The organism is Pantoea sp. EKM103V, assembly GCF_011800365.1.
Taxonomy (GTDB): domain Bacteria; phylum Pseudomonadota; class Gammaproteobacteria; order Enterobacterales; family Enterobacteriaceae; genus Pantoea; species Pantoea anthophila.
Map to the genome: position 1 here is coordinate 361,207 of NZ_JAALFQ010000001.1, position 25,992 is coordinate 387,198.

Annotated in this window: 22 protein-coding genes and 1 pseudogene; 16 read left to right on the plus strand and 7 right to left on the minus strand. The window is 58.0% G+C overall.

All coding sequences use genetic code 11. The annotated features are described in order from the left end of the window. Positions 1–35 precede the first annotated feature (35 nt). The 4 genes from HFD97_RS01855 to HFD97_RS01870 all read left to right on the plus strand — a co-directional run bounded on the left by HFD97_RS01855 (position 36) and on the right by HFD97_RS01870 (position 4,222). Positions 36–428, plus strand: coding sequence for a YbhQ family protein (locus HFD97_RS01855; RefSeq protein WP_009091318.1), 393 nt, complete (start codon positions 36–38; stop codon positions 426–428). Positions 429–646: 218 nt separating this feature from the next. Next, on the plus strand, positions 647–2,008 hold the full coding sequence (gene rhlE / locus HFD97_RS01860; RefSeq protein ID WP_009091317.1) for an ATP-dependent RNA helicase RhlE: 1,362 nt from the start codon (positions 647–649) through the stop codon (positions 2,006–2,008). A 2-nt stretch (positions 2,009–2,010) separates the two neighbouring features. Then, entirely contained in the window at positions 2,011–2,961 is a 951-nt protein-coding gene (gene dusC / locus HFD97_RS01865) for a tRNA dihydrouridine(16) synthase DusC (protein ID WP_140028245.1), read from the plus strand. A 70-nt stretch (positions 2,962–3,031) separates the two neighbouring features. Next, positions 3,032–4,222, plus strand: a complete 1,191-nt coding sequence (locus HFD97_RS01870; protein WP_046101459.1) for an MFS transporter — start codon at positions 3,032–3,034, stop codon at positions 4,220–4,222. A gap of 12 nt (positions 4,223–4,234) precedes the next feature. Here HFD97_RS01870 and HFD97_RS01875 read toward each other — a convergent pair whose 3' ends face one another. From HFD97_RS01875 to HFD97_RS01890, 4 genes are all read right to left on the minus strand, one after another. After that, a complete protein-coding gene (locus tag HFD97_RS01875; protein WP_167431106.1) occupies positions 4,235–5,833 on the minus strand; it encodes an inorganic phosphate transporter in 1,599 nt (532 codons plus the stop codon). A gap of 187 nt (positions 5,834–6,020) precedes the next feature. Beyond that, complete coding sequence (locus HFD97_RS01880) at positions 6,021–7,130, minus strand: L,D-transpeptidase family protein (protein ID WP_009091312.1); 1,110 nt, start codon at positions 7,128–7,130, stop codon at positions 6,021–6,023. A 197-nt stretch (positions 7,131–7,327) separates the two neighbouring features. Beyond that, complete coding sequence (locus tag HFD97_RS01885) at positions 7,328–9,142, minus strand: glycoside hydrolase family 15 protein (protein ID WP_167431105.1); 1,815 nt, start codon at positions 9,140–9,142, stop codon at positions 7,328–7,330. 76 nt (positions 9,143–9,218) lie between these two features. Then, positions 9,219–9,797, minus strand: coding sequence for a DedA family protein (locus HFD97_RS01890; RefSeq protein WP_009091308.1), 579 nt, complete (start codon positions 9,795–9,797; stop codon positions 9,219–9,221). Between the two features lie 204 nt (positions 9,798–10,001). Here HFD97_RS01890 and HFD97_RS01895 point away from each other — a divergent pair, with 204 nt between their 5' ends. The 3 genes from HFD97_RS01895 (at position 10,002) to HFD97_RS01905 (ending at position 14,371) form a co-directional block, all read left to right on the plus strand. Next, complete coding sequence (locus HFD97_RS01895; RefSeq protein ID WP_009091306.1) at positions 10,002–10,589, plus strand: Yip1 family protein; 588 nt, start codon at positions 10,002–10,004, stop codon at positions 10,587–10,589. 177 nt (positions 10,590–10,766) lie between these two features. Continuing rightward, positions 10,767–11,714: a D-alanyl-D-alanine endopeptidase gene (gene pbpG / locus HFD97_RS01900; protein WP_009091304.1), complete on the plus strand. Its 948-nt coding sequence runs from the start codon at positions 10,767–10,769 to the stop codon at positions 11,712–11,714. A gap of 215 nt (positions 11,715–11,929) precedes the next feature. After that, the gene (locus tag HFD97_RS01905; protein WP_058957733.1) at positions 11,930–14,371 is read left to right on the plus strand and encodes a DUF3772 domain-containing protein; all 2,442 of its coding nucleotides are present in this window, start codon (positions 11,930–11,932) and stop codon (positions 14,369–14,371) included. A gap of 17 nt (positions 14,372–14,388) precedes the next feature. On the opposite strand, the gene HFD97_RS01910 is transcribed toward HFD97_RS01905, so the two are convergent. Both HFD97_RS01910 and dld read right to left on the minus strand, forming a co-directional pair. Continuing rightward, on the minus strand, positions 14,389–14,883 hold the full coding sequence (locus HFD97_RS01910; RefSeq protein WP_244319725.1) for a carbohydate-binding domain-containing protein: 495 nt from the start codon (positions 14,881–14,883) through the stop codon (positions 14,389–14,391). Positions 14,884–15,168: 285 nt separating this feature from the next. Continuing rightward, complete coding sequence (gene dld, locus HFD97_RS01915; RefSeq protein ID WP_046101465.1) at positions 15,169–16,872, minus strand: D-lactate dehydrogenase; 1,704 nt, start codon at positions 16,870–16,872, stop codon at positions 15,169–15,171. 156 nt (positions 16,873–17,028) lie between these two features. On the opposite strand from dld, the gene bglX reads away from it, so the two are divergent. The 3 genes from bglX (at position 17,029) to HFD97_RS01930 (ending at position 20,850) form a co-directional block, all read left to right on the plus strand. Continuing rightward, entirely contained in the window at positions 17,029–19,326 is a 2,298-nt protein-coding gene (gene bglX, locus HFD97_RS01920) for a beta-glucosidase BglX (RefSeq protein ID WP_167431104.1), read from the plus strand. Between the two features lie 86 nt (positions 19,327–19,412). Then, on the plus strand, positions 19,413–20,288 hold the full coding sequence (locus HFD97_RS01925; RefSeq protein WP_167431103.1) for an oxygenase MpaB family protein: 876 nt from the start codon (positions 19,413–19,415) through the stop codon (positions 20,286–20,288). A gap of 247 nt (positions 20,289–20,535) precedes the next feature. Further along, entirely contained in the window at positions 20,536–20,850 is a 315-nt protein-coding gene (locus HFD97_RS01930; RefSeq protein WP_167431102.1) for a hypothetical protein, read from the plus strand. 2 nt (positions 20,851–20,852) lie between these two features. Here HFD97_RS01930 and HFD97_RS01935 read toward each other — a convergent pair whose 3' ends face one another. Further along, on the minus strand, positions 20,853–21,659 hold the full coding sequence (locus tag HFD97_RS01935) for a DUF4225 domain-containing protein (protein WP_167431101.1): 807 nt from the start codon (positions 21,657–21,659) through the stop codon (positions 20,853–20,855). A gap of 74 nt (positions 21,660–21,733) precedes the next feature. On the opposite strand from HFD97_RS01935, the pseudogene HFD97_RS22230 reads away from it, so the two are divergent. From HFD97_RS22230 to HFD97_RS01960, 6 genes and pseudogenes are all read left to right on the plus strand, one after another. Continuing rightward, a pseudogene (locus HFD97_RS22230) lies at positions 21,734–21,874 on the plus strand (suppressor of fused domain protein); the annotation flags it as partial. 16 nt (positions 21,875–21,890) lie between these two features. Continuing rightward, positions 21,891–22,118: a hypothetical protein gene (locus HFD97_RS01940; RefSeq protein ID WP_046101469.1), complete on the plus strand. Its 228-nt coding sequence runs from the start codon at positions 21,891–21,893 to the stop codon at positions 22,116–22,118. Positions 22,119–22,250: 132 nt separating this feature from the next. After that, positions 22,251–22,721 (plus strand): OsmC family protein, encoded by a 471-nt coding sequence (locus HFD97_RS01945; protein ID WP_167431100.1) that lies wholly within the window; start codon positions 22,251–22,253, stop codon positions 22,719–22,721. A 397-nt stretch (positions 22,722–23,118) separates the two neighbouring features. After that, positions 23,119–24,189: an amidohydrolase gene (locus HFD97_RS01950; protein WP_154927940.1), complete on the plus strand. Its 1,071-nt coding sequence runs from the start codon at positions 23,119–23,121 to the stop codon at positions 24,187–24,189. After that, entirely contained in the window at positions 24,164–25,438 is a 1,275-nt protein-coding gene (locus tag HFD97_RS01955) for an MFS transporter (protein WP_167431099.1), read from the plus strand. Before HFD97_RS01950 ends, HFD97_RS01955 begins: the two co-directional genes overlap by 26 nt. Positions 25,439–25,486: 48 nt before the next feature. Next, complete coding sequence (locus HFD97_RS01960) at positions 25,487–25,945, plus strand: GNAT family N-acetyltransferase (protein ID WP_167431098.1); 459 nt, start codon at positions 25,487–25,489, stop codon at positions 25,943–25,945. Positions 25,946–25,992 lie beyond the last annotated feature (47 nt).

Sequence of the window (25,992 nt, forward strand, 5' to 3'; positions counted from 1 at the left end):
CTTGGGCGACCTGTTGGGTCTGCCAGGAGAACTGAATGAAATGGTCTAATCGTATTCAAATCATCACGGGTCAGACGTACATGCATATCGCTATGCATCTGCTGGTGATCGCTGCGCTGATCTGGGGCTGGAAGCACAAGGCCCTGGTCGATGTCTGCAGCACGCTGGTGGCCGTCTACGCACTGGTTTTTGTTGCCATGCTGGCAACACAGCGCATCGCCCGTTTACGGACCCTTGGCGATTATCTTGAAGAAGCGACCACCACTTACTACTTTGGCGCTGCCATGATGACACTGTTCCTGGTGTCGCGGATCTACCACAACAACCTGCTGCTGGCGTGCCTCGGCGTGGTGATGTTGCTGGGTCCGGCGCTGGTGTCGCTGCTGGCGAAAGAACCGCCACGGCGCATCGAAAAAAAACGTAGCTAAGTTGAAGGCCACCGAAAGGTGGCCTTCCTGTTTATGGGGCCGGGAAGATGTGTGTGTAAATGTGAGCTATCTCGCACACTTGCTCTAAAGCTGCTACACTCGCCCGCTTACGCATCGTAGTTTGTGCCCTTTTCACGCGTCAGCCCCAGCTGCCGTCACTATCCCTCTGAAAACTACACCGTGAATCACGGACAGAGCGGACCGGAGTAAATCACGTAATGTCTTTTGACTCTCTCGGCCTGAGTGCCGATATTTTGCGCGCGGTCGCCGAACAAGGCTACAGCGAACCTACACCTATCCAGCGCCAGGCGATTCCTGTGGTGCTGGCAGGCCGCGATCTGCTGGCGAGCGCCCAGACCGGCACCGGCAAGACGGCCGGCTTTACCTTACCTCTGCTTGAAAAACTCTCTGCGACCACCACGCCGGTGCGCGGCCGTCGCCCGGTACGCGCCCTGATCCTGACCCCGACCCGTGAACTCGCGGCGCAGGTCGGCGAAAACGTCAGTGACTACAGCAAATATCTCCCGCTGCGGTCGATGGTGGTGTTTGGTGGCGTCAGCATCAATCCGCAGATGGTTAAACTGCGTGGCGGCGTCGACGTGCTGGTGGCGACACCGGGTCGTCTGCTGGATCTGGCGCATCAGAATGCGGTTGACCTCTCTAAGGTCGAAATTCTGGTGCTGGATGAAGCGGACCGGATGCTCGATATGGGCTTTATCCACGACATCCGTCGCGTGCTGGCGCGCCTGCCGGCTAAGCGTCAGAACCTGCTCTTCTCGGCCACCTTCTCTGATGAGATCAAAGGCCTGGCTGAAAAACTGCTGACCAACCCGGAAATGGTGGAAGTGGCGCGCCGCAACACCGCCTCTGAACAGGTTGCTCAGCAGGTGCATTTCGTGGATAAGAAGCGCAAGCGGGAACTGCTGTCGCAGCTGATTGGCGAAGGGAACTGGCAGCAGGTGCTGGTCTTTACCCGAACCAAGCATGGCGCTAACCACCTTGCCGAGCAGCTGGGCAAAGATGGCATCACCGCTGCCGCGATCCACGGCAACAAGAGCCAGGGTGCCCGTACCCGTGCGCTGGCTGACTTTAAATCCGGCGGGATCCGCGTGCTGGTAGCGACCGATATCGCGGCGCGTGGCCTGGATATCGAAGAGCTGCCACACGTGGTCAACTATGAGCTGCCCAACGTCGCCGAAGATTATGTTCACCGTATTGGCCGTACCGGCCGTGCGGCGGCCACCGGTGCAGCACTGTCACTGGTCTGCGTCGATGAGCATAAACTGCTGCGTGATATCGAACGCCTGCTGAAGCGTGAAATCCCGCGCCTGGCGATTCCGGGTTATGAACCCGATCCGAGCATCAAAGCAGAGCCTATCATCAACGGTCGCCAGCAGCAGTCGCGTGGCGGTGCAGGCGGCGGGCGCGGTCGTGGTCAGGGCGGACAGGGTGCGGGTGCACCACGTTCATCCGGCGACAAGCGTTCTCAGCCTCGTCGTCAGGGACAGCCTGCGCCTCAGGGCGACAAGCCCGCTTCCCGTCCGCGTCGTCCGGCACCGAAGCGCACCGGGAACGTCTGAGTATGAGGGTTTTACTGGCGCCGATGGAGGGCGTGCTTGATTCGCTGGTGCGCCAGCTGTTATCGGAAGTGAACGACTACGATCTCTGCATCACCGAGTTTTTGCGCGTGGTCGATCAGCTGCTGCCGGTAAAATCCTTTTATCGTCTCTGCCCCGAGCTGCATAACAACAGCCGCACGCCTTCCGGCACGCGGGTGCGGATGCAGCTGCTGGGGCAGCATCCCGAATGGTTAGCCGAGAACGCCGCCCGTGCGGTGGCGCTGGGCTCCTGGGGGGTGGATCTCAACTGCGGTTGTCCCTCTAAGCTGGTCAACGGCAGCGGGGGCGGGGCGACCCTGCTTAAAGATCCCGATCTGATCTATCGCGGCGCGAAAGCGATGCGTGAAGCGGTGCCTGCTGACTTACCGGTCACGGTGAAAGTGCGGCTCGGCTGGGATTCCAGCGCCCGCAGTCTGGAGATCGCCGATGCTGTACAGCAGGCGGGAGCCAGTGAGCTGGTGGTGCATGGACGAACCAAGGAAGAGGGCTATCGTGCCGAGGCGATCAACTGGCAGGCGATTGGCGAGATTCGTCAGCGGCTGCGCATTCCGGTGATTGCTAACGGTGAAATCTGGGACTGGCAGAGCGCGCAGAACTGTATGGCGGTCACCGGCTGCGATGCGGTGATGATTGGCCGCGGTGCGCTGAACATCCCTAACCTGAGCCGGGTGGTCAAATACAACGAGCCGCCAATGGCCTGGCCTGAGGTGGTGCACCTGTTGCAAAAATATAGCCGGCTGGAAAAGCAGGGCGACACCGGACTCTATCACGTCGCGCGCATCAAACAGTGGCTTGGCTATCTGCGCAAAGCGTATGCAGAAGCGGATGGCCTGTTCAGCGAAATCCGGGCGTTAAAATCGTCGGGCGACATTGCACAGGCGATCGATCGTCACGCGACGGTTCATGGTTTGTGATAAAAAATCAGGCGACCCCTTAGCGGCCTGACGGTATAGTGAGCCAAATTTCCTTCACCGCAACTCTGCTATGTCTGACACCGCCGTGTTGAGCAACAGCCAGCTCAACAAACGTATCCTTTCCGTTATCGTTTTCACCTTCTTCTGCTATCTCTCTGTCGGCTTGCCGCTGGCTGTGCTGCCTGGCTTTGTCAAAAATCACCTCGGCTTCAGCTCATTTATCGCCGGGCTGATTATCAGTATTCAGTATTTCGCAACGCTGCTCAGCCGTCCTCAGTCGGGCCGTCTGGCCGACCGGCTTGGGCCTAAACGCGTGGTGATGCTGGGGCTGCTCTGCTGCGGCATGAGCGGGGTGCTGACCATCGTGGCCGCCCTGCTGAGCGGCTGGCCGTGGCTGAGCCTGACGCTGCTGGCTGTCGGACGGCTGTTTCTTGGGGTGGGCGAAAGCTTCAGCAGCACCGGCTCCACCCTGTGGGGCATGAACATCGTCGGGCCGCTGCAGACCGCCCGCGTGATCTCCTGGAACGGCGTCGCCACCTATCTGGCGATGGCGGTGGGCGCACCGCTGGGCGTGATGCTCAACGGGCAGTTCGGCATGAGCGGCTTTGCTGGCCTGATTGCGGTGATGGGGATAGCTGGCTATCTGATGGCGAGCCGCAAACCCGCCGTCACCGTCAGCCTGGGCGAGCGCATTCCGTTTCATCGCGTCTTTTCCCGCGTCTGGCTCTACGGTCTGGCGCTGGGCTTCGGCACCATCGGCTTTGGCGTGATTGCCACCTTCATTACCCTCTACTTTGCCAGCCGCAACTGGCAGGGCGCGGCCTATGCGCTGACGCTGTTCAGCCTGGGTTTTGTGCTGGTGCGTCTCGGCTTCGGACGCTTTATCACCCGCTTTGGCGGACTGCGCGTCTCGCTGTTCTCCTTTCTGCTGGAGTGTGTGGGACTGCTGCTGATCTGGCAGGCGGACAGCGCGTGGCTGGTGGGGGCGGGGGCGTTTCTGACCGGCAGCGGTTTTTCGCTGGTCTTTCCGGCCCTGGGGGTGGAAGCCGTTAAGCGGGTCGAGCGTCAGGATCAGGGATCGGCGCTCGGCACCTACTCCGCCTTTCTTGATCTGGGGCTGGGCTTAACCGGCCCGGTGGCGGGACTCTTTATCGGACACTGGGGCATGCAGTCGGTCTACCTCGCGGCGGCGATCATGGTCCTGGGTGCGCTGCTGATTACCCTGCGGCTCTGCGCTCAACAGCGGCTCACCAGCGGGTGAGCCGCCGGGTCATCAGAAACGGGTAAACAGACAGTAGAGCAGGGCGGAGAGCAGAACGGAGACCGGCAGGGTTAAGACCCAGGCGACCGCAAGGTTGCGCAGCGTGGCAAGCTGCAGGCCGGAGCGATTGGCCGCCATGGTGCCTGCCACGCCCGAGGAGAGCACATGGGTGGTGGAAACCGGCAAACCGAAACCGTCCGCCGCGCCAATGGTCGCCATCGCCACCAGCTCGGCGCTGGCGCCCTGCGCATAGCTGAGATGGGTTTTGCCGATGCGTTCTCCCACCGTGACCACAATCCGCCGCCAGCCCACCATCGTGCCAAGCCCCAGCGCAATCGCCACCACCACTTTTACCCACATCGGAATAAAGCGGGTGGCGCTGTCGAGTTCGCTTTTCACGGCTTTCAGATTGCGTTCCGTCTCCTGCGGCAGCGTGACCTTTGCGGTCTGCAGATGCTTGATCGACTCTGATGCCAGATACATCTGGTTGCGGGTGTTGGTCACCGCCTGCGCCGGAATGTTATCCATCGAGCCATAGCGGCGAATCTCATCACCCACTTCATTGAGCGTCATCGCCAGCGCCGGTAACACCTCGCTGTTCATCCGGTTGCTGCCGACAAAGCCGGTCAGCACCTCGCGGGCCGCCGGAGGGTGTGCCGCCGCCGGTTGCAGCTGGCGCAGCTGATGCGCGGTGACTTCGGTCAGCGCGGCCACGCGCGGGATCTGGTCGGCAGGCAGCGATCGGTTCAGGGCGTAGGCGATCGGCATGGTGCCGACCAGGATCAGCATAATCAGCCCCATCCCTTTCTGCCCGTCGTTAGAGCCGTGTGCAAAAGAGACGCCGGTACAGGTCAGGATCAGCAGGCCGCGGATCCAGACCGGCGGCGGCTGATCGCTCTGTGGCGCACGGTAAAGCTGGCGATTGCGGATAAAGCGTTTCATGACCCACAGCAGCAGCCCGGCACAGACGAAGCCCACCACCGGCGAGAGCAGCAGGGCATAGCCCACCTTCAGCGCCTGATCCCAGTCCACGCCGCTCAGGCCGTTGCGCCCGTGTAGCATCGCGTTGGCGACGCCGACGCCGATGATGGAGCCAATCAGGGTGTGGGAGGAGGAGGAGGGCAGGCCAAAATACCAGGTACCGAGATTCCAGATAATGGCGGAAAAGAGCAGTGCATAGACCATCGCGAAGCCGTTGCCGCTGCTGGCCTGCAGGATCAGCTCCACCGGCAGCAACGAGATAATGCCAAACGCCACCACGCCGCTGGAGAGCAGCACGCCCATAAAATTACAGAAACCGGACCAGACTACGGCGGCGCCGGGCGTCAGCGAATGGGTATAGATCACCGTGGCGACGGCATTGGCGGTGTCGTGAAAGCCATTGACGAACTCAAAACCGAGCGCAATCAGCAGCGCCAGGCCCAGCAGAAAGAAGGGCAGGAAGCTGGTAACCGGCATGTTGGTCTCTTCAACGTCACTGACCAGGTTGAGGCCGGCGAACGCGAGACCCGCGACCAGCAGAATAAAAAACAGCGGTTTGCTGAAGCGACTGCCTTTGCCGTTGAAATCAGGCCGGCCCCGGACGGATGAGGGGAGACTGTTTTCGCTCATGGTGTACCTCATGTGGCGGATAGCGGATGCTGATTTGCACCGGGTTATCGCTGTGTGATACGCGCTTTATGTGACAGAAAAATGATGGGCAGGCAGGAAATTTAGCCGGAGAGAGCGGGTCGGGCGGTATAGCGCGGGCAATAAAAAAGCCAGCGACAGGCGCTGGCTTCTGAGAACAGGCGGTCCGTTACGAATTGTTATTCGTGGCGGCTGCCGGGGCGGCCGGGGTCACCGGGGCCGCTTCTGTCGCAGGCTGCTGAGGCTGCGCAGCATCACTGCTGGCACCCTGAGGCGTCACCGGGGTCATTGGCTGCTCCTGAGGGGCGGCCTGTGAGTTTTCCGGCACCTGAACAGGCGCAGTCTGAACGTTGTTCTCCACACCGTTCACTTTTACCGGCATACCGGTACGGCCCTGAATCGCGGCGTTAACCTGATCCTGATTGATGCTGCCATCAGCCAGCACTTTGGTCACGGCCTGAGTCAGCGTGATCGGCACCAGCTCACGGGAGTTGAACTGCTCTTCGGTGGTCGACAGCGGGTTGTGCACTTCCAGGTAACGTGAACCGTCTGGCTCAACCGAGGCTTTCACCGGCTGGTCAACGAACTGAACGCGGGTGCCGACCGGCACATTCTGATAGAGCCACTTGATGTCATCCGCACGCAGACGCACACAGCCGTGGCTCACGCGCAGGCCGATACCGAAGTTGGCGTTGGTGCCGTGAATCGCATAGAGACGACCGATGTAGAGCGCATAGAGGCCCATCGGGTTGTCCGGGCCAGCCGGGAAGACGGCAGGCAGCGTTTCACCGCGAGCGGCGTAGTCGGCATGCATCCCTTTGGTTGGCGTCCAGGTCGGGCCATCTTTTTTGCGTTCAACCGCCGTGGTCCAGTTGATCGGGGTATCTTTACCCAGCTCACCGATACCAATCGGCAGGACAACCACGGTTTTGCTGCCTTTCGGATAGTAGTAAAGACGCATCTCGGCGCTGTTGATCACAATGCCTTCGCGCGGGGCGTCAGGCAGGATCAGCTGCTGTGGGATAATCATTTTGCTGCCCGCTTTCGGCAGATAAACGTCAACGCCCGGATTGGCTTCCAGCATGTTGCTGAGGCCCATCTGATACTGCGCCGCAAAAGCTTCCAGCGGCAATTTGCTGTCTTCAGGAACGGTAATTTCAATATTTTCCCCGATCAGACGGCTGTTAGCCGGCGGTAACGGGTAAACCACAGCAAAGGCTGACTGGCTGAACGCCGCCAGAGCCAGTGCGATTGAAGCGAAAGCGCGAATCATTTTCATATTTTACAAGTCTTTATCGCCCTGTTTCAGGCTGGTCAAAGTATCGAATTCATGCCGGCCAATGTGACCTGCTGCGCATTATATGTTCATTGATCTGATGTTGTGAATCAGGATTTTAACCTGACAGTAATACTTTACCTAAAACCGTGCAGAGATGAGCGCCTTTCGGGAAAAGAGGGCGCTGAAAACCGCGATGACTAAGGCTGCCACTGGGTCTGTTCGCCGCTGAGTTTCCGGTTCAGGAAAAAGGCGGCGCTGATTAACGCCAGGTGCGTCAGCGCCTGCGGCGTATTGCCCAGCGCATGGCCGTGGCTGTCAAACTCCTCGGCGTAAAGACCCAGCGGATTGGCGTAGCTCAGCAGCTTCTCAAACTCAAAATGCGCCTCCTGTATCCGGCCTGCGCGCGCCAGGCACTCTACATACCAGAAGGAACAGGCACCGAAAGAGCCTTCCCCTCCCTGCAGGTCATCGGCCGGGGTTTCATGAATATTGTAACGCCGCACCATGCCATCGCTGACCAGGTCCTTTTTGATCGCGTCCAGCGTAGAGAGCCAGTCCGGGTCAGTGGCACCGACAAAGCGCACCAGTGGCATCAGCAGCATGGAGGCGTCGAGATAGTCGCCGTGACGTGTGGAGGTGAAGTGCCCGCGCTCCTCGTTCCAGAAATTGGCCCAGATATCTTCGCGGATCTTACGCCGCGCCTCATCCCAGCGCTGATAGGGCATCGGCAGCGATCGCTTCATGCCCAGACGCAGCGCGCGGTCCATCGCCACCCAGCACATCAGACGGGAATGCAGAAAATGTTCCGGTTCACCACGCATCTCCCAGATCCCGGCATCGGGCTGATCCCAGTTCTCGCTCAGCCAGTCGATCATCTTCACTACGTGCTCCCAGCCGCGCTGAGAGATCGCCTCGCCATATTTATTGGCCAGATAGATCGCATCCATCAGCTCGCCATAGATGTCGAGCTGGGTCTGCTGCCAGGCATCGTTGCCGATGCGCACCGGCCGGGAATCGCCGTAGCCGGAGAGGTTGAGCAGCTCCATCTCATGCAGTTCGGTGCCGCTGTCCAGCCGGTACATCACCTGCAGGCGCATCTTGTCGTGATGACTGTTCTCGACGCAGCGACCCACCCACTCCGTAAAGTGTTTGGCTTCATCGGTATAGCCCAGCCGCATCAGGGCATACATGCTGAATGAGGCGTCGCGGATCCAGGAGGCGCGGTAGTCCCAGTTTCGTTCACCGCCCAGCTCTTCGGGCAGGCCAAAGGTTGCCGCCGCCGCAATAGAGCCATACTGATGGGAGGTGAGCAGCTTCAGCACCAGTGCGGAGCGCTGCACCATTTCACGCCAGCGTCCCTGATAGGTGCTCTTTGCGCTCCAGCGGCGCCAGTAGTTGAGGGTATCTTCAAAGCAGTGTTCGGTCGCCAGCGCTTCGATATGCGCATCGTCGACGCTGCCAAATTCAAACTGCGCATGTTCACCCGGCTGCAGGGTAAAGACGGCGGTCGCGCTCTCATCCTCCAGCGTCATGACGACGCTGGCGGCGAGGCGCAGCGAGGGCTGACCTTCGGCATGAAAATCGATACAGCCGTGATGAGCCTCGGCGCGCGTCTGCGCCCGGGCGTAGTCGTGACGTGGTGAACAGCGCAGGGTAAAGGTCGCGCTGCCGCGTACCATTTTGACCCGCCGGATCAGGCGCGGCAGCTTCTCCCTGTCATCGCAAATCGGCATATAGTCGGTAATTTCTGCGACCCCCTGCTCATCCAGCCAGCGGGTCTGCAGAATATTGGTGTCGGGCAGGTAGAGCTGCTGACGGCGCGCATCGGGCCAGTCCGGCGAGAGTGAGAAGAGGCCGGCATCGTCGCTGTCGAGCAGGGCAGAGAAGACCGACGGGCTGTCGAGTTCAGGCCAGCAGAGATAATCAATCGTCCCGTCATTCGCCACCAGTGCACAGGTGCGGAGATCGCCAATGACGCCATGCTCTTCAATCTTACGTTTTACCTTACTCATGCTCATCTCCCTGTCAGTGTGCTGTTAACTATAGCTGAGCATGCCAATGCGGCTTCGTTTGGAGAGCTGTCAGCGCTTATTGATCGGCCCGACGGTTATGCCAGCGCCGGATCACCCAGCGCAGGACAAAGGCGAACACTACCGCACCCACCAGCCAGAGCAGATGTTTCAGATGCTGATCGAGTTTATGCAGCCACGGCGCGATAATGCCGCCCGCAAAATAGCCCAGGGTGACAAAGATCAGCGCCCAGATGGCCGCACCGATGATATTGAGGATAAAAAATTTCATCGGATTGAGGCGGCTGGCCCCGATGATGATGGGACCAATCAGGCGAAAGCCATACATAAAGCGCACGCCGATCACAAACAGGCTGGGACGGCGTTTGATCAGGCGGTTCGCCTTCACCACCTTATCCTGATGCTTTTTAAAGCGGCGCAGGATGCGCGTCCCCCAGCGGCGGCCAACCCAGTAGAGCAGCTGGTCGCCGATGATCCCGCCGCCCATCGCAGCCAGCACCACGCCCGCATAGTGCAGCAGTCCTTCATGGGCAGCCACGCCACCCAGTAAGGTAAATGTCTCCCCCTCGGCAATACAGCCAATCAACAGTGCCAGATAACCGTACTGCGTAATTAATGCGTTGATATCCAGATGCAAAGTGACACTCCCTGTTCGGTGGCTGTTTCTTCAAGTCTATACGCGAATTGGCTTCGCTTCCGCCCGGGCCGCGCGGGTGCGTTTATTTCTGCTGTTTTTTTGTCCGGTCGCCACGAAAGTTTTGCTGCCGTTTATACTTGAGAAGACGCTGCCCCCAAAGACGCATGCTCATCGGGCGGCCCACTGCATCAGAGGAGTGACTGTATGAACCATGTCTGGGGACTTCTGGCGCATCCGAATCAGGAAATGCGTGATATTAAGCAAGAGAATGAGAGTGTATCGCACCACTATACCCACCATGTTCTGCTGATGGCGGCGATCCCGGTGATCTGCGCCTTCATCGGGACCACTCAGCTGGGGTGGAACCTGGGCGAGGGGCGATATGTGCAACTTAATCTGGCGACCGGGCTTGGGCTCGGCATCCTGTTCTATCTGATTATTCTCGGTGGCGTCGCGGTGATGGGGCGGGTGATCCACTGGATGGCACGTGATTATCCGCAGCGGCCCGGCGTGCAGCGCTGTACCGTCTTCGCGGGTTATGTGGCGACACCGCTGTTTCTCAGCGGGCTGGTGGCGCTCTATCCGCTGGTCTGGCTCTGCGTGCTGGCGGGTGCGCTGGCGCTGCTCTACACCGGCTATTTGCTCTATATCGGCATTCCGCTGTTTCTGAACATTGACCGTGAAGAGAGCCTGCGCTTCTCCGGTTCCACCCTGGCGATCGGCGTGCTGGTGTTTGAAGTGTTACTGGCCCTGACCGTGGTGCTGTGGGGATATGGTCCCCGCCTGTTCTAGACAACCGCTGCCGCCGGCCTGGCGGCAGTTTTCTTTTTACGCCCGGATACACTCTCCCCAGGAAATTTCTTAACCTTCCGCGTATGATGCTGCTGCCAGCCCGCGCGCCGACGTGACTGAGGCGGGCGGCCTGTGTCTCTCTGGCACAGTACATAACACCAACCGGGTTTTTCTACGATGTCTGCAAAAATTCGTTCCAGCCTGCTTTCGCTGGCACTGCTCGTTTCCGGGCAGATTGTTTCACTTCCGGCTCAGGCGACCACCTCCCTGTCGCAGCTTACGCCTATTGCTCAGCCGCAGATTGCCTCTGGCAGTGCGATGATTGTCGACCTCACCAATAATAAAGTGCTCTTCTCCAGTCACCCGGATCGGGTCAGGCCGATTGCCTCTATCACCAAGCTGATGACGGCGATGGTGGTTCTGGATGCGCACCTGCCGATGAACGAGATGTTAACCGTCGATATCAGCCAGACGCCGGAAATGCGTGGCGTCTTCTCACGCGTGAAGCTCAACAGCCAGATCAGCCGCCGCAACATGCTGCTGCTGGCGCTGATGTCCTCGGAGAACCGCGCCGCCGCCAGCCTGGCTCATGCCTATCCGGGCGGATACAACGCCTTTATCCGGGCGATGAATGCCAAAGCGCGGTCGCTGGGCATGAAACAGACCCGCTACGTGGAGCCGACCGGCCTGTCGACGCAAAACGTCTCCAGCGCCCAGGATCTGGTCAAATTACTTAAGGCGACGCGCGAATATCCGCTGCTCGGCGCCCTCAGCACCACCAAAGAAGAGACGGCCGTGTTTGCCCATCCGAGCTATGCACTGCCGTTCCGCAACACCAACCATCTGGTCTACAAAAATGACTGGCATATCCAGCTGACCAAGACCGGGTACACCGACGAGGCGGGGCACTGCCTGGTGATGCGCACCATGATCAATAATCGTCCGGTGGCGCTGGTGGTGCTGGATGCCTTCGGCAAATATACCCATTTCGCGGATGCCAACCGTCTGCGCAGCTGGATCGAGACCGGCAAAGCCGCGCCGGTGCCTGCGGCTGCGCTGGCGTACAAAAAGCAGAAGTCGGGCCAGGTCGCCAGCAACGGGGACAGCAGTGCCGGCGTGGAGTAAAGAGAGCAGAGAACGTCTGCTGTGTTACCCGGCGCTGTCTGCTGTCTGAGCAGGCGCGCCGGGCGAGCCGGGCAGCGGCGTAACGCGCGCGGTCTGCCCGGAATTAGCCCGAAAAATACCCGTTATTCCTATATTGCCATCCCTTGCAAAGTCCTACACTACGCGCGACTGGCGAGGGACGATCGCCTGATATAAGCTGCCGGAATTTTACTCATATGTTTATAAGATCCTTTTTTGCATGGTTAATGCTGACGCTGGTGGTGTTTGCCCCGGCGGTGACGCAGGCGGCGGATGATATCACCGCGGCGGCACAGGAACAGGAACAGGATGCCCAGCCGAAGCTGAATGCTTCGGTTGAACTGCCGAAAATGCAGAAGATCCTCGATAAGATTAAGAGCCAGGTGTCAGGCGACGCGGGCGAAAACAAACTGAATCAGCTGAATGAGATGGCGCTGGAGCTTTCCGGCAATGCCGACACGCTGGGTCAGGCGCTTATCCCCGATCGCCAGCAGCTGGAAGCGCAGTTGCAGGTGCTGGGTCCGGCCCCCAAAGCTGACAGCGGGGTAAAAGAGACGCCGGAGGTGACGCGCAAGCGAAACGCGCTGGAGAGTCAGAAAAGCAAACTCGACGACCAGATCAAGCAGGCAGAGGGCATTAAAAATGGTGCCTTAACGCTGTCGTCGCAGATTGTTAACCTGCGCCGTGACCAGCTGAAAAGTCAGCTGGCGCTCAACTCCGGTACCATTCTCGGTGCGCGTTTCTGGTCTCCCCTGACCAACAGCCAGGACCTGGACGGTGAGAAGATCGGCGAGTTTCTGCAGGAGCTGCAGGACACCGCGGCGCTCTCCTGGGAGCCGGGCTGGCGCATAGGCAGTACGCTCTGGCTGCTGGCGGCGCTGCTGGTGATGACGGTGGGTCGTCGCTACAGCGAGGAGTTTCTCGCCTGGGTCAGCATTCATAAAATGCCGGAAGGCAAACTGCGCCGCAGCTTCCTGGCGGCCGCGATAGCCCTGACCACGCTGGTGGCGGTGGTACTCACCTTTAACTTTATCGCTCTGGCGTTTACCCGCCGCGATGAGGTCTCGGAAAATGTGCAGGACTTTGTCGACCGGCTGGTTCAGCTTAGCGTCTTTTGCGGCCTGATCGCCGGACTGGGGCGTGCGTTTCTCTCCACGCGGCGGCCGAGCTGGCGTTTGCCCACCATCTCCAATGAAGTGGCGCTGGCGCTCAAACCGTTCCCGCCCATTACCGCGGTGCTGGTGTTTATCTTCCAGACGGTGGAGGCCTTTAACTACAGCGTCGGCACCAGTCTGAATACCACCATTTTTGCCAACGGCCTGACGGCGCTGCTGATAGGCAGTACCGCGCTGGCCATCAGCATGCGAACCAACCGCGTTCGTCGTCGCATGACGCTGGCAGGCACGCCGCCGGAAGCCCGCTCTACGCTGGTCGGGCTGATCCAGCTGGGGCTGACCCTGACCGCGCTCGCGATCCTGATCTCGCTGCTGGTGGGTTATGTCACGCTGGCGCGATTCCTGAGTTATGAGGTGATCTGGTGTGGCCTGCTGTTTGGCTCCTTCTACTTCCTGAGCCATCTGCTCAACGATGGCTGCGAGAGTCTCTTTTCGACCAGCAATGCAACCGGCCGCCGCATTCAGAGTTCGCTCAACATCAATGAGCGGCATCTGCAGCAAACCGCCACGCTGCTGACGGCGATTGGTAAGACCATCCTGGTGCTGTTTGTGGCGCTGGCGCTGGTCAACGGGACGTTTGCCTCCTCAACGCCGATTGAGCTGTTGCAGAAGGTGATTGAGTTCTGGGGCGGGAAAGGGCTGGAGTCCCTGAATATCGTTCCGGCACACATGGTTAATGCGCTGATCTGCCTGATTGTCGGCATCTATGTGCTGCGCTCGGTGCGCCGCTGGCTCGACACCGACTTCCTGCCAAAAACCACCATGGACGTGGGGATGCGGGTGTCGCTGGTGACGCTGTTCAGCAACATCGGTTACGTGCTGATCATCCTGCTGACCCTGTCGATCATGGGGCTGCAGTGGAACAAGCTGGCCTGGATCGTCAGTGCGCTGTCGGTCGGTATCGGTTTCGGCCTGCAGGAGATCGTGAAGAACTTTATTTCGGGCCTGATTCTGTTAACCGAGCGGCCGGTGAAGGTGGGCGATCTGGTGACCATCAGCGGCATCGAAGGGGATATCCGCCGGATTAACGTGCGTGCCACCGAGATCCAGCTGGGTGACAAATCCACGGTCATCGTGCCTAACTCGCAGTTTATCTCGCAGAACGTGCGCAACGCCACGATGGGCAATGCGCAGGGTGTGGTGACAATTACGCTGACCTTCCCGCTCAACATCGATCCGGTGAAAGTGCGCGATATTCTGCTCGATGTTTACAACGAAAACGAACGTATTCTGGAGACGCCAGAGCCGTCTGTTTCGTTTAAAGATCTGACCCAGCAGGGCATTGTGCTGAGCGTGACCGGTAACGTGGCCGGGCAGCGCCAGATTTCCGGCGCCAAAAGCGATCTGCTGTTCGATATTCTGACGCGCCTGCGTAAAGAGGGCATCCTGCTTTCCACACCGCAGACCATGATTATCGAACGCCGTCAGCAGCCGGATGCGGAACCCGAAGAGAAGCTGGTTTAAGGCAAAAGGGCCGGGTTTTACCGGCCCTGATCGTCGTTCCGCGAGCGCAGCGAGGCGAGGCGGCGATCCTCTGCTCTGTCCGGGCGTTTGTGCGCGAACGGCTGCCAGTATTCATGGACGACGGGAACCTGCACCGATTCGCCTGCGCCAAGGCCGGTGAACTTCTCTGTCGGCTCCAGCCGGGTTAAACCGCCGACAAGGTGGGTCATTCTGAACTGGTAATGATCGACCCGCAGCCTCTGGTGGACGTTGCTCAGGTAGAGGGCCCAGTGCCTGTCCGTCAGGGCCGGGCCGTTGTTAGTCAGGGTAAGGGTGGCGCGATTGCAGGCGGCGTAGTCGCCACCCACTGCGGCACAGTCGGTGCCATGAAGGGCAGCCTGATTATCGTTGACCTGACAGGTGAGCCTGAAGTGACGAATTGGATTCACTCCCCGCTGAACTGAGGCGCTGCCGTAAGCTGAGGCTGTAAGGCTCAGCAGCGTGAGCGCCATAAGGTATCGCTTTAACATCATGATTCATCCCTGCTGAAACGGATAGTGCGCTACCCGTGAGGGTTAGCGCTGCCTGAATAAGGCATTCTCTCTTTTTCTGTTATTTTTCAGCGGCACTCTATTTTCCGGCTGGCGGATGATCAATTGGCAGGGCAATCTTTTGTGAGATATTACGCAGAACAGAATCGCTTTATAAATAATCAGGGAGAATATCAGAAAGGAGGTTAACTGTTTTTAATGCGGATGTTATCTGAATAGCCTTAATCAGCCCGCCGGCGCTGATGAGCAGGCGGGCCGGTTAGCCGATTACGGCTGCTTTACGGCCCAGCCTTTTTGCTTGCTGGTTTTGCCGATGCCGGGATTGAAGCTGTTGGTGGGATCGAGCTGGCGATAGAAGGCCGCCAGCTGCGGTTTCGCCTGATAGAGATGGCCCACATTGTGCTCGGCGGGGTATTCCGCGCCGCGCGCCTGCAGAATCTCCAGCATCTGCGCTTTCAGGGCATGCACATCGACACCTTTTCTGACGATGTAATCCTGATGGAAGACGTGACAGAAGAAGTGACCATAGTAGAGGCGATGGCTCAGCGAAGCGCGGATCGCTTCAGGCAGCGTTTCAAACCAGTCAGCATCGTTGCGACGCAGGGCGATATCCAGCGCCAGGATATCCTCGACCTCGTCAGCGTGCACCGCGTGATAGCGCACGGCCGCCCCTGCAGCCGCGAACCGATGCAGAAAAGCGTGCGCCCCCTCTTTGCCTTCGCACTCAAAGAATTCGCCTCCGCCTTCACGGAAGTAGTCGCGCAGGTAGTTACGCGCTTCCGCAACGCCTTCACCAGACATCTTCAGCATCAGATGATGTTCATATCTGTCGCGATACTGCTTCATGCGTTTGGGCAGATGCGCCGGGAACAGCCGGCTCAGGCGCTGCATCAGGCGGTCGGTGAAGTGCGGTTTAACGAAGGCGAGTTTGTTCAGCCAGGCATCGACCCGTCCCTTCAGCGTGAAGAACAGCGGCATTTTGTCGGTGCCCAGCCTGTCGATCATCAGGAAGGTATCTTTGCCGTAGACCTCCGCAATGTCATAGATGTCGCGGTGCATATATTCGCCCGCCACCGGCAGATGGGTGAAGTGCGCCAGGATGTGACGGCGGATATCGGTGAGGACGCCAGGCTCGTTGGTGCCGATATAGAACACCTGCTGCTGGGGTTCACTGGCAAAGGTGTCCAGTCGCACGGCAAACACCGCCAGCTTACCGGCACAGCCCGAGGCTTCGAACAGACGGCGCGCATCGGCGTTATAGCGGGCGGGCGTATCGGCATTCACGTCACGCACCCGGTCAGCATATTCGTGGTCAGAGGCGTGGCGGCCATCGTGCTGCACATCACCGGGCTGCCAGCGATCGTCATCCAGCCGGCCCAGAATCTCTTCCGGCGTGCTGCCTAACTCAATGCCCAGGTGGTTCACCAGCCGCAGTTTGCCCTCCGCATCGATTCGGGCGAACAGGGCCATTTCACTGTAGGCCGGACCGCGTTTGATCAGCGATCCGCCGGAGTTATTGCAGATGCCGCCCAGGACCGACGCGCCGATGCAGGAGGAGCCGATCACCGAGTGCGGTTCGCGTCCCAGTGGCTTCAGCGCTTTTTCCAGCTGATAGAGGGTGCTGCCGGGGAAAGCCAGCACCTGCTGGCCGTTGTCGATCAGCTGCAGCTTATCCAGCCGCAGGGTGCTGACAATCACCAGCGGGCGGTCGTAGTCGTCGCCGTGCGGCGTCGAGCCTTCAGTCAGGCCGGTATTCGCCGCCTGCATCAGAATGATGACATCCGCCCTGACCAGCGTTTGCAGAACCCGCCAGAGCTCCAGCAGCGTTCCGGGAAACGCCACGGCCAGCGCATCCCCTTCGCCGGAGCGAAAGCCTTTGCGATAGCGGGCGGTCTGTTCAGGTTCAGTCAGCAGATGAGAGGGGCCGACGAGGCGGCGCAGGTCAGAAAGCAGGGCAGAGGTTGGTATCATGAGCAATTCCCTTGTCTTATCAGTGCGCCTTAACTGTAGCACGTCCGCTCATCTCCTCGCAGTGTGACAGCGGCAGGCTACCTGCTATTCTCATCTTGTGGCACACTGCCGCCTGTTAATACGATATTGCGCAGTTACTTAAGAGAACCCAACCTGATGAAATGGATTTACTCTGTTAGTCTCGCTGTTTCCCTCGCGATGCAACCGGCACTGGCTGAGACCGTGCCAGGTCACCACCCGATGACCGAACAGGCGCGGGATGCCTTCGTTAACCAGCTGCTGAAAAAAATGACGCTGGACGAAAAGATCGGTCAGCTGCGTTTGATCAGCGTCGGACCGGATAATCCCAAAGAAGCGATTCGCGACATGATTCAGAAGAGTCAGGTTGGTGCGATCTTTAACACGGTGACCCGCCCGGATATCCGCGCCATGCAGGATCAGGCGATGCAGCTCAGCCGGCTGAAGATCCCGCTCTTTTTCGCCTTCGACGTCATCCACGGCCAGCGCACCATTTTTCCTATTCCCCTGGCGCTGGCGTCGAGCTGGGATCTGGATGCGGTGAAAGAGGTCGGGCGCGTGTCCGCCTATGAGGCGGCCGACGATGGCCTGAATATGACCTGGGCACCGATGGTGGATGTCACCCGTGAACCGCGCTGGGGGCGTGGCTCGGAAGGGTTTGGTGAAGATACTTATCTCACCAGCGAGATGGGCCGCAGCATGGTGCAGGCGATGCAGGGTAAAAGCGCCGCCGATCGCTACAGCGTGATGACCAGCGTCAAGCATTTCGCGCTCTATGGCGCGGTCGAAGGCGGCCGGGATTACAACACGGTGGATATGAGTCCGCAGCGCATGTTCCAGGACTATCTGCCGCCTTATAAAGCCTCTCTGGATGCGGGCAGCGGCGGCGTCATGGTGGCGCTGAACTCCATTAATGGCGTACCGGCGACGGCGGACAGCTGGCTGCTGAAGGATCTGCTGCGCGGTCAGTGGAAATTCAAAGGCATTACCATCAGCGACCACGGCGCCATTAAAGAGCTGATTAAGCATGGCGTCGCCAGCGATCCGCAGGACGCGGTGCGCATCGCCCTGAAGTCGGGCGTCGACATGAGCATGAGCGACGAGTATTACAGCAAATATCTGCCGGATCTGGTGAAGCGCGGCGACGTCAGCATGGCCGAAATTGATGATGCGGCGCGTCATGTGCTTAACGTTAAATATGATATGGGGCTGTTCAACGATCCCTACAGCCATTTAGGGCCGAAAGAGAGCGACCCGCAGGACACCAACGCCGAGAGCCGTCTGCATCGGGCCGAAGCGCGCGACGTAGCGCGCAAGAGTATCGTGCTGCTGAAAAACCGGCTGGAAACGCTGCCACTGAAGAAATCGGGCACCATTGCGCTGATCGGGCCGCTGGCCGACAGCCAGCGCGACATTATGGGCAGCTGGTCCGCGGCGGGCGTGGCGAAACAATCTGTCTCGCTGCTGCAGGGGATGCGCAACGCCACCGAAGGCAAAGCGACGCTGCTCTATGAGAAGGGCGCCAACGTTTCCGATAATAAGGGCATTCAGGACTTCCTGAACCTCTATGAACCGGCGGTTTCCATCGACACGCGTTCACCGCAGCAGATGATCGATGACGCGGTCGCCAAAGCGAAGCAGGCGGATGTCATCGTTGCTGCCGTGGGTGAAGCGCAGGGTATGGCCCACGAAGCCTCCAGCCGCAGCGACCTGGTGATCCCGCCGAGCCAGCAGAAGCTGTTGGCCGCGCTGAAAGCCACCGGCAAACCGCTGGTGATTGTGCTGATGAACGGACGCGCACTGTCGGTGGTGAATGAAGATCGTATGGCCGATGCGATGCTGGAGACCTGGTTCAGCGGTACGGAAGGCGGTAACGCCATCGCCGATGTCCTGTTTGGCGACTATAACCCGTCGGGCAAGCTGCCGGTCTCCTTCCCGCGTTCCGTGGGGCAGATTCCGATCTACTACAACCATCTGCCCACCGGCCGGCCTTACAACTTTGCTAAGCCGAACAAATATACGTCGCACTACTATGATGCGGTTAACGGCCCGCTCTATCCGTTTGGTTACGGCCTGAGCTACACCCGCTTTACCGTGTCTCCGGTGAAAATGTCGTCGCCGACCATGCCGCGTAACGGCAGCATCGAAGCCAGCGTGACGGTGACCAACAGCGGTCAGCGCGACGGTGCGACGGTGGTGCAGATGTATCTCAACGATCCGGTCGCCTCCATCAGCCGTCCGGTGCAGGAGCTGCGTGGTTTCAAACGCATCATGCTGAAAGCGGGCGAGTCTCAGACCGTGACCTTTAAGATCGACGTCGATGCGCTGAAGTTCTGGAACCAGCAGATGCAGCATGTGGCGGAGCCCGGCAAGTTCAACGTGATGATTGGACTCGATTCCGTTCGTACTCAGGATGCGCAGTTCAACTATCTGTAACCGCCCGCCTTTCTCCTGAGAAAGGGGGGTGCGGCGCGTCGTTAGCGTCCTGCTACGGCGCGCCGCGTCATTTCACTAGAGCCACCATGATAAATCTGCGAGACCGTATTCAGCAGCAGGTCTTTCGCCTTAACGGCCTGTCGATGAATGAGTTTGACCTCTCCCAGCCGCCTGGCGATCCCGGCCTGTTTGGCCCGGACAGCGTAATCTGGCGCGTCCACGGCGACTTTACCTCCATGATGTGCGGCGGGATCAGCGCGCTGCTATTGCAGATGCTGCATCCGGCGGCGCTGGCGGGCGTCTGGGATCACTCCAATTTCCGCGAAGATATGATGGGCAGGCTGCGACGTACCAGTCAGTTCATCGCCGTAACCACCTACGGTAATCAGCAGGATGCGCAGACGCTGATCGACCGGGTGAAACGCATTCACCTTAAAGTCAGCGGCGTCGACAGCGAAGGCAAACCTTATGCCGCCAGCGATCCGCATCTGCTGACCTGGGTGCATGTGGCGGAGACCAGCCGTTTCCTGGCGGCCCATCTGCGCTACAAAAATCCTCACCTCACATGCGCCGAACAGGATCGGTACTATCAGGAAGCGGCGCTGATTGCTGAGTCGCTGGGCGCGGAGCGGGTGCCGAAAAGCGTCGTGGATGTGGCGGATTATCTGCAGCAGATGCGTCCGGAGTTACGCTTTGATGCGCGCACCGCTGAAGTGACACGACTGCTGATGAATGCGCCAGCCCCGAGCTGGCAGGCGAAGCCGGTGATGAAAGTGATGCTGGCGTCGGGGTTCGGGCTGATGCCAGCATGGGCGCAGGCGATGTCCGGCCGTGAGACAGGGCGCTTTCAGCAGGCGATGATTGATCGGAAGATTAATGCGATTGCGGTCGGGTTGCGCTGGTCGATTCAGAGAGGAGCTTGGTATCGGGCGATGGTGAGGATGGGGAGGGAGGTGGGGTAAGAGGTTCACCAGAAAAAGCGGGTTATTGCCGTTTATAATAAGATCATCTAACCGTAGTCGTTAATAAAAGGTTATAAGTAAAGGCTTTCGTTCAGACAGTCAATTAAATGGCGCTAGCCACCTCAGACTGATAGGGAAGATAGTAATGTCCGTTTGTGCCAACAGAGCAAGTTGCCGCATGAGAAGCAAACACGTATATAATTGCGTTAGAATGACTGCACGTTTTAAAGATGAAAGGTAGTGCACAATGATAGTTAGTGAATCAGAGCTGTTGAAGTCGGGCTTTACTGATGCTGATTTGAAAAAAATCAAAAATAATCTTGAAAGCTACGGTGGTACGCTGGATGAGGCTGTAGTGGATTTAAAAAACAGATTCAGAATGCTATTGTGGATTGTTTCCGCCTGCACGCTCGTATTTATATTTCTTCTCAGTTTCTCAACTAAGCCATACATCTTAGGCGGTGGCCTGTCATTGCTTATCGGGATAGTCTTAGTGACGTTTATTCAACCGCCAGTCCTGGCCTGGAAGTCATGGCGCTACTGGCGGTTGAAAAAGGCTTAGCGTCATTGGTTACTTACGCTGAGTAAATCGAATGTCACCTTAGCTGTTACACCCCAGCCGATTATTTTCATGGTCAGCTTTGGGCGACTTATGGTGTCAATTTCACGGGTGTAATCACGGGCCATCCATCTGTATAGTCGCCATGCACCGGGCTTTCTCGCCAGCCCCCAGACGCTGTAAATACTGGCTGAAAGCGTTGCCATATTGTAAAAAGCCAGTCCTGACTCTGCTTTGAATCCCATGAATTTCGCAGCCTGCATTACACCATCGGCAAACATACCTTCTGTTTGCACGTCAGACAGGCTGGTAATAAGTTCTTTGGACAGGCCATTAAGCCCGTCCACAACGAGAACGGCACCAGCCAGTACGCCAACAGGTGTCATTGTCGAGATCATCAAACCACCGCCGACAACAGCAAAACCTGAAATCACGACACGAACAGCGGAAATCATGTAACCCACAATTTTGTTGTTTTCACGCACAAACTCTACTTTGGCGTAGAGTTCTGCTGTCCTGGAACGCAATAATCGCGCCTGCTCTTCAAGGTTCTCTGTTTCAGATCTGAGGTTCCTGACGCACTCCAGGCATTCTTCATCAGACTTAGCCTGACGGGCAGCAGTGAACTGCTTGTCAATAAGCGATTTTATTTCCTGAACAAATTGTATACGGGTAAGCCCATCCTTGAGATGGAAAGCAGACAGCCTATTGGCTGTGTTGATTAGCTTTCTGGCTTCAAGGTTGACCATTGTTTCAGCCCAGGCTTTATTCCTCCCACCCGAGCGCATCATTTCAAGCAAGACTGCGTCCATTTTTATCTCCCTATGCATCGCATCTTCGATAATACTCTTTGATTATTAGCTGTAAACAGCGGCAGGTTGCTCCGTTGGGCATCAGCAGGGGTAATAATAAGCAGCGTACCCTGATCGTCATTATTGAACAGGATGCGCGCAACGCCTGTTTTTACATCTGGCTCACCGACCTGCTCCTTAGTCAGTATGCGGTGTGCGTCTGCTGGCTGCGAAATTAAAGGGTTACTGATAATGCGCTTTATTTTACCTGTTTTTATTTTTGTTTTTTGTGTCATCGCCATATCAAAAGCTATTGCTCTCATCGTGCCTGTAGAGTTCTTTTATGCCATTGCAGATGTTTTTCATATCAATGGCGATGAGGCAATCCCCGACTTTGTACTCACAGCTAATATCGTTGTTTCTGTCCTGATGTCTGTTGCGCTTTTGTGGATGCTGAAACGTATTTTCAGAAAGCATTGAGCAGGGTTGTACACGTACCTGCACGCGTTTTCATTGTGCTGATTTTATCACCCGACAGAGTGTGGTTTAGTAAACAGCAGAAGCTCCCTCTCTGTTTCCCCCCGTTTTATCCTTAATAAAGGAGTCAGAAAAATGGAACATCACTACACATCGCGCATCTTCTGGACCGGCAATCTGGGAACGGGGACGTCGGGTTATAAAGCGTATGCAAGGACGTGGGATATCGACATCAGCGGGAAAGAGGTCATCCATTGCTCCAGTGATCCCCTGCTGGGTGGCGACGCCAGTAAAATGAATCCCGAAGACCTCCTGATATCCTCTCTTTCGGCATGCCATATGCTCTGGTATCTGCATCTGGCTTCCGATGCCGGGATTATGGTTCTCGGCTATGAAGATTCTCCCTTAGCGACAGGTGAAATATCAAAAGGCGGGGCGGGGCGCTTTATTTCGGCGGTGCTGAGACCGACGATCACGGTAGCAGAGGGGACAAATGTCGATTCAGCCACGGCTATTCACCATGAGATCCATAAAGTCTGTTTTATCGCCAGATCGGTGAATTTTCCTGTCTCCTGTGAACCAGAATTTATCATCCGTCAGGCGTAGAACACGCATCTGTGCCTGTTCTGAAACGTCGCGGTTTTTACTGATTTCACACCGCGACTTTTCTTCATCGCTCTCTTTCTCGTCTTCTCGTCTCCCGAAACCGGGCGTCCCTGAACCGCATCCGCGCTCCCGTGCCCGGTCATCAGTGCACCGCCGCTGAGCTACAGCTGGCTCTGAAGCGCGGTGTGTCCTGAAAGTAAAATATTTGTGATTAACATCGTATTTACATTAAGCGCCTCTTTTTTTGCTGGCTGAACTTTATCCGCTGAGCCTATAGTGGATTTATTCAGTAAAACTTAGTTTTATCAGATAAAACAATGCGGTTCGGGTCTGTTCACCTGCCCGCCACGCGAAAAATGTCGGGATCTGATTTTAATCAGAAGGTTAAGAGGACGTTATGGAGATTGTTAATGCACCGCATCTGCCCGTTCGGGAAGCGTGGCTCGCGCGTCATCATGAAGAGGCGCTGATGCCCGAACTTCCGGTCGTGGATGCGCATCATCATTTGTGGGATCGCCAGTCAGGCCGCTATCTGGCACCGGAGCTCAGCCAGGATATCGAACAGTCCGGACACCGGATTCTCTCGACGGTGTATGTTCAGTGCCGCTCCATGCTGCGCCGTCACGGGCCTGAAGCGTTCAGACCCGTCGGAGAGGTCGAGTTTGCAGGCGGTTGTGCCGCGATGTTTGAAAGCGGTCACTATGGCGAAGCCGCAGGTTGTGAAGCCATCGTTGGCGGTGCCAGCCTGCTGGCTGGGGATGACCTGCTGCCCGTGGTGGAACTTATGCTGGCGCGATCGGGAGGACGACTGCGTGGGATGCGGAATCCGCTGGCCTGGCATCCTGATCCCCGCGTCAGCTCCAGTCCCGTCACGCCGCCCGCCGGTCTGGCGGCCAGTGACGCATTCCGGCGCGGGGCAGCCTGCCTTGCCCGCAACGGACTTTCGCTGGATGTCTGGGTTTATCACACTCAGCTGGATGAAATTGCCGGACTGGCCCGCGCGCAGCCCGATCTGTTGGTGATTGTGGATCACTGCGGCGGACCGATTGGAACGGGGCCCTATGCCGGTAAACAGGATGCCGTTTTTCAGGCGTGGAAAAAGGGGATTATCGCCCTGGCGGCGCTGCCCAACGTGCGCATCAAAATCAGCGGTTTTGGCATGACGGTCATGGGCTATCCCTTTGCACAACACGACACACCACCTGACTCCCTGACGCTCTCCCGGGCCTGGCAACCGCTGTTTGAAACGCTGGTTGAGGCATTTGGCGTGCAGCGCTGCATGTTTGCCAGCAACTTCCCGGTCGACAAAGGCATGTTCAGTTACGGTGTGTTCTGGAATGCCTGCAAAAGGCTGGCGGAGCAGGCTTCTGCGGCCGAACAGGCGCATCTCTTCTGGCGCACCGCGGCATCAACCTATCGCTTATCCTCCCTGGAGAATATGGATGAATATGAAATCAAAAGTGCATGAGGCGCATCCTCTCGATGCGGACGCCTCCGGTTCAGTGCTCTCCTATTCATCGGCTGAAAAAAGGACCCTGGCGCTGGGCGGGTTAGGCTGGACATTTGAAAGCTACGACTCTTTTTTGCTCTCTCTGCTCTTACCCGTGTTGGGCGTGGTATTTGGCCTCGGCAAAACGGAACTTGGCGTGTTTATCAGCGCCACGGCTGGCGGGCAGATTATTGGCGGCATTCTCTTCGGGCTGGTGGCCGATAAAATCGGACGCGTAAGAACGGCCCTGATCTGCATCGCCATCTATTCGCTTTTCTCCGGTCTGCTGGCGTTTTCCCACAATCAGCAGGTCTTTACCTTGCTGCGATTCTGCGGTGCGCTCGGTATGGGCGGGATGTGGACATCAGGCGCGGCCCTCATCGCTGAAACCTGGCGTCCGGAGCGCCGTGCGCGCGGCGGCGCGCTGATGCAGATGGGGTTACCGGTGGGCGCAATCCTGGCGATTGGCCTGACGGCACTGGTCACGGCAATGACCGGTGGGCTGGAACACGGGGGATGGCGCTACCTGTTCATGATTGGCGCCTTGCCGATTTTTATCATGATGGTTATTGCGTACATTACGCCCGAATCGCCGGTATGGCTGGCGCGCCAGCAGGAACGCGCACAGCGGCAGACTAAAAAGGCCAGCGCCGGCAACACGAACATCAAAGGGTTGCTGCTGGCGTTTACCTTTATCTTCTTCATTCAGTATCTGTTCTGGGGGGTCTTCACCTGGACGCCCACTTACCTTCGTGAAGTGAAGCATCTCGATTTTCTTCACAGCCTGAAGTTTGTGCTGGCCCTGCAGACCGGTGCGATTGCGGGCTTCCTGGTGTTCTCACTCATGGCCGATAAATGGGGACGCCGGCCGATGTTTCTGCTCTATCTCCTGATCGGTGCGGTCGCGGTCGGATTATATCTGGTGACGACGCAGCCGCTGATTCTCATGGTGGCCATCTTTATGGCCGGTTTCGGCGTTAACGGTATTTTCGCCGGTTCCGGCCCCTTCCTGGCCGAGATTATTGGCGACACTCAGTCACGCGGCTTTCTGATGGGCCTGGCTTACAACGGGGGGCGTCTGGGTGGCTTTATCGCGCCGCTGCTCATCGGCTATGTGGCCAGCATTGGCGGCTTCACCGCCGGGCTGGCCACCACCGTGCTGGCCTTCGTTGCCGCGATGATTGTGGTCTGGATGGCACCAGAAACAAAAGGCGTTAAGCTGAAGTAAATCAACGGGCAGAGTCGTTCCGGAAGCGACCTTTGACGGGGAGAACAGATGTTCAGCATTTCAGAAGTCGATAAAGGGGATAGCGACCTGGTGCGCCTGGTCGGCGAACTCGACGCTTTTCAGCGCGAACTCTATCCGGCAGAAAGCAATCACTGTCTGGATCTCTCAACCGTCGGTGATGAGCAGCTGAAGTGCATTATCGTTCGTGATGAGCAGGGCTTGCCGGCAGGGTGTGGGGCCTTACTCTTCCAGGAGGCGGGCTTTGCGGAGATCAAGCGGGTTTATATCCGGCCGGCATACCGGGGCAGGAAGCTCGGCGAGCAGATCATCGCCGCCATCGAGACGATAGCTTCAGAAAACCGTTTACGCGAACTGCGGCTTGAAACCGGGATTCATCAGCAACCGGCTATCGTACTCTATCGCCGATGCGGGTACGCACTATGCGAGGCGTTCCCACCCTATATGCCCGACCCGTTAAGTCTGTTTATGCGCAAACGGCTTCTATAAGGCCATCTCCCCACTCAAGCGCGCTGGCTTACGCTAACGCCATGGCA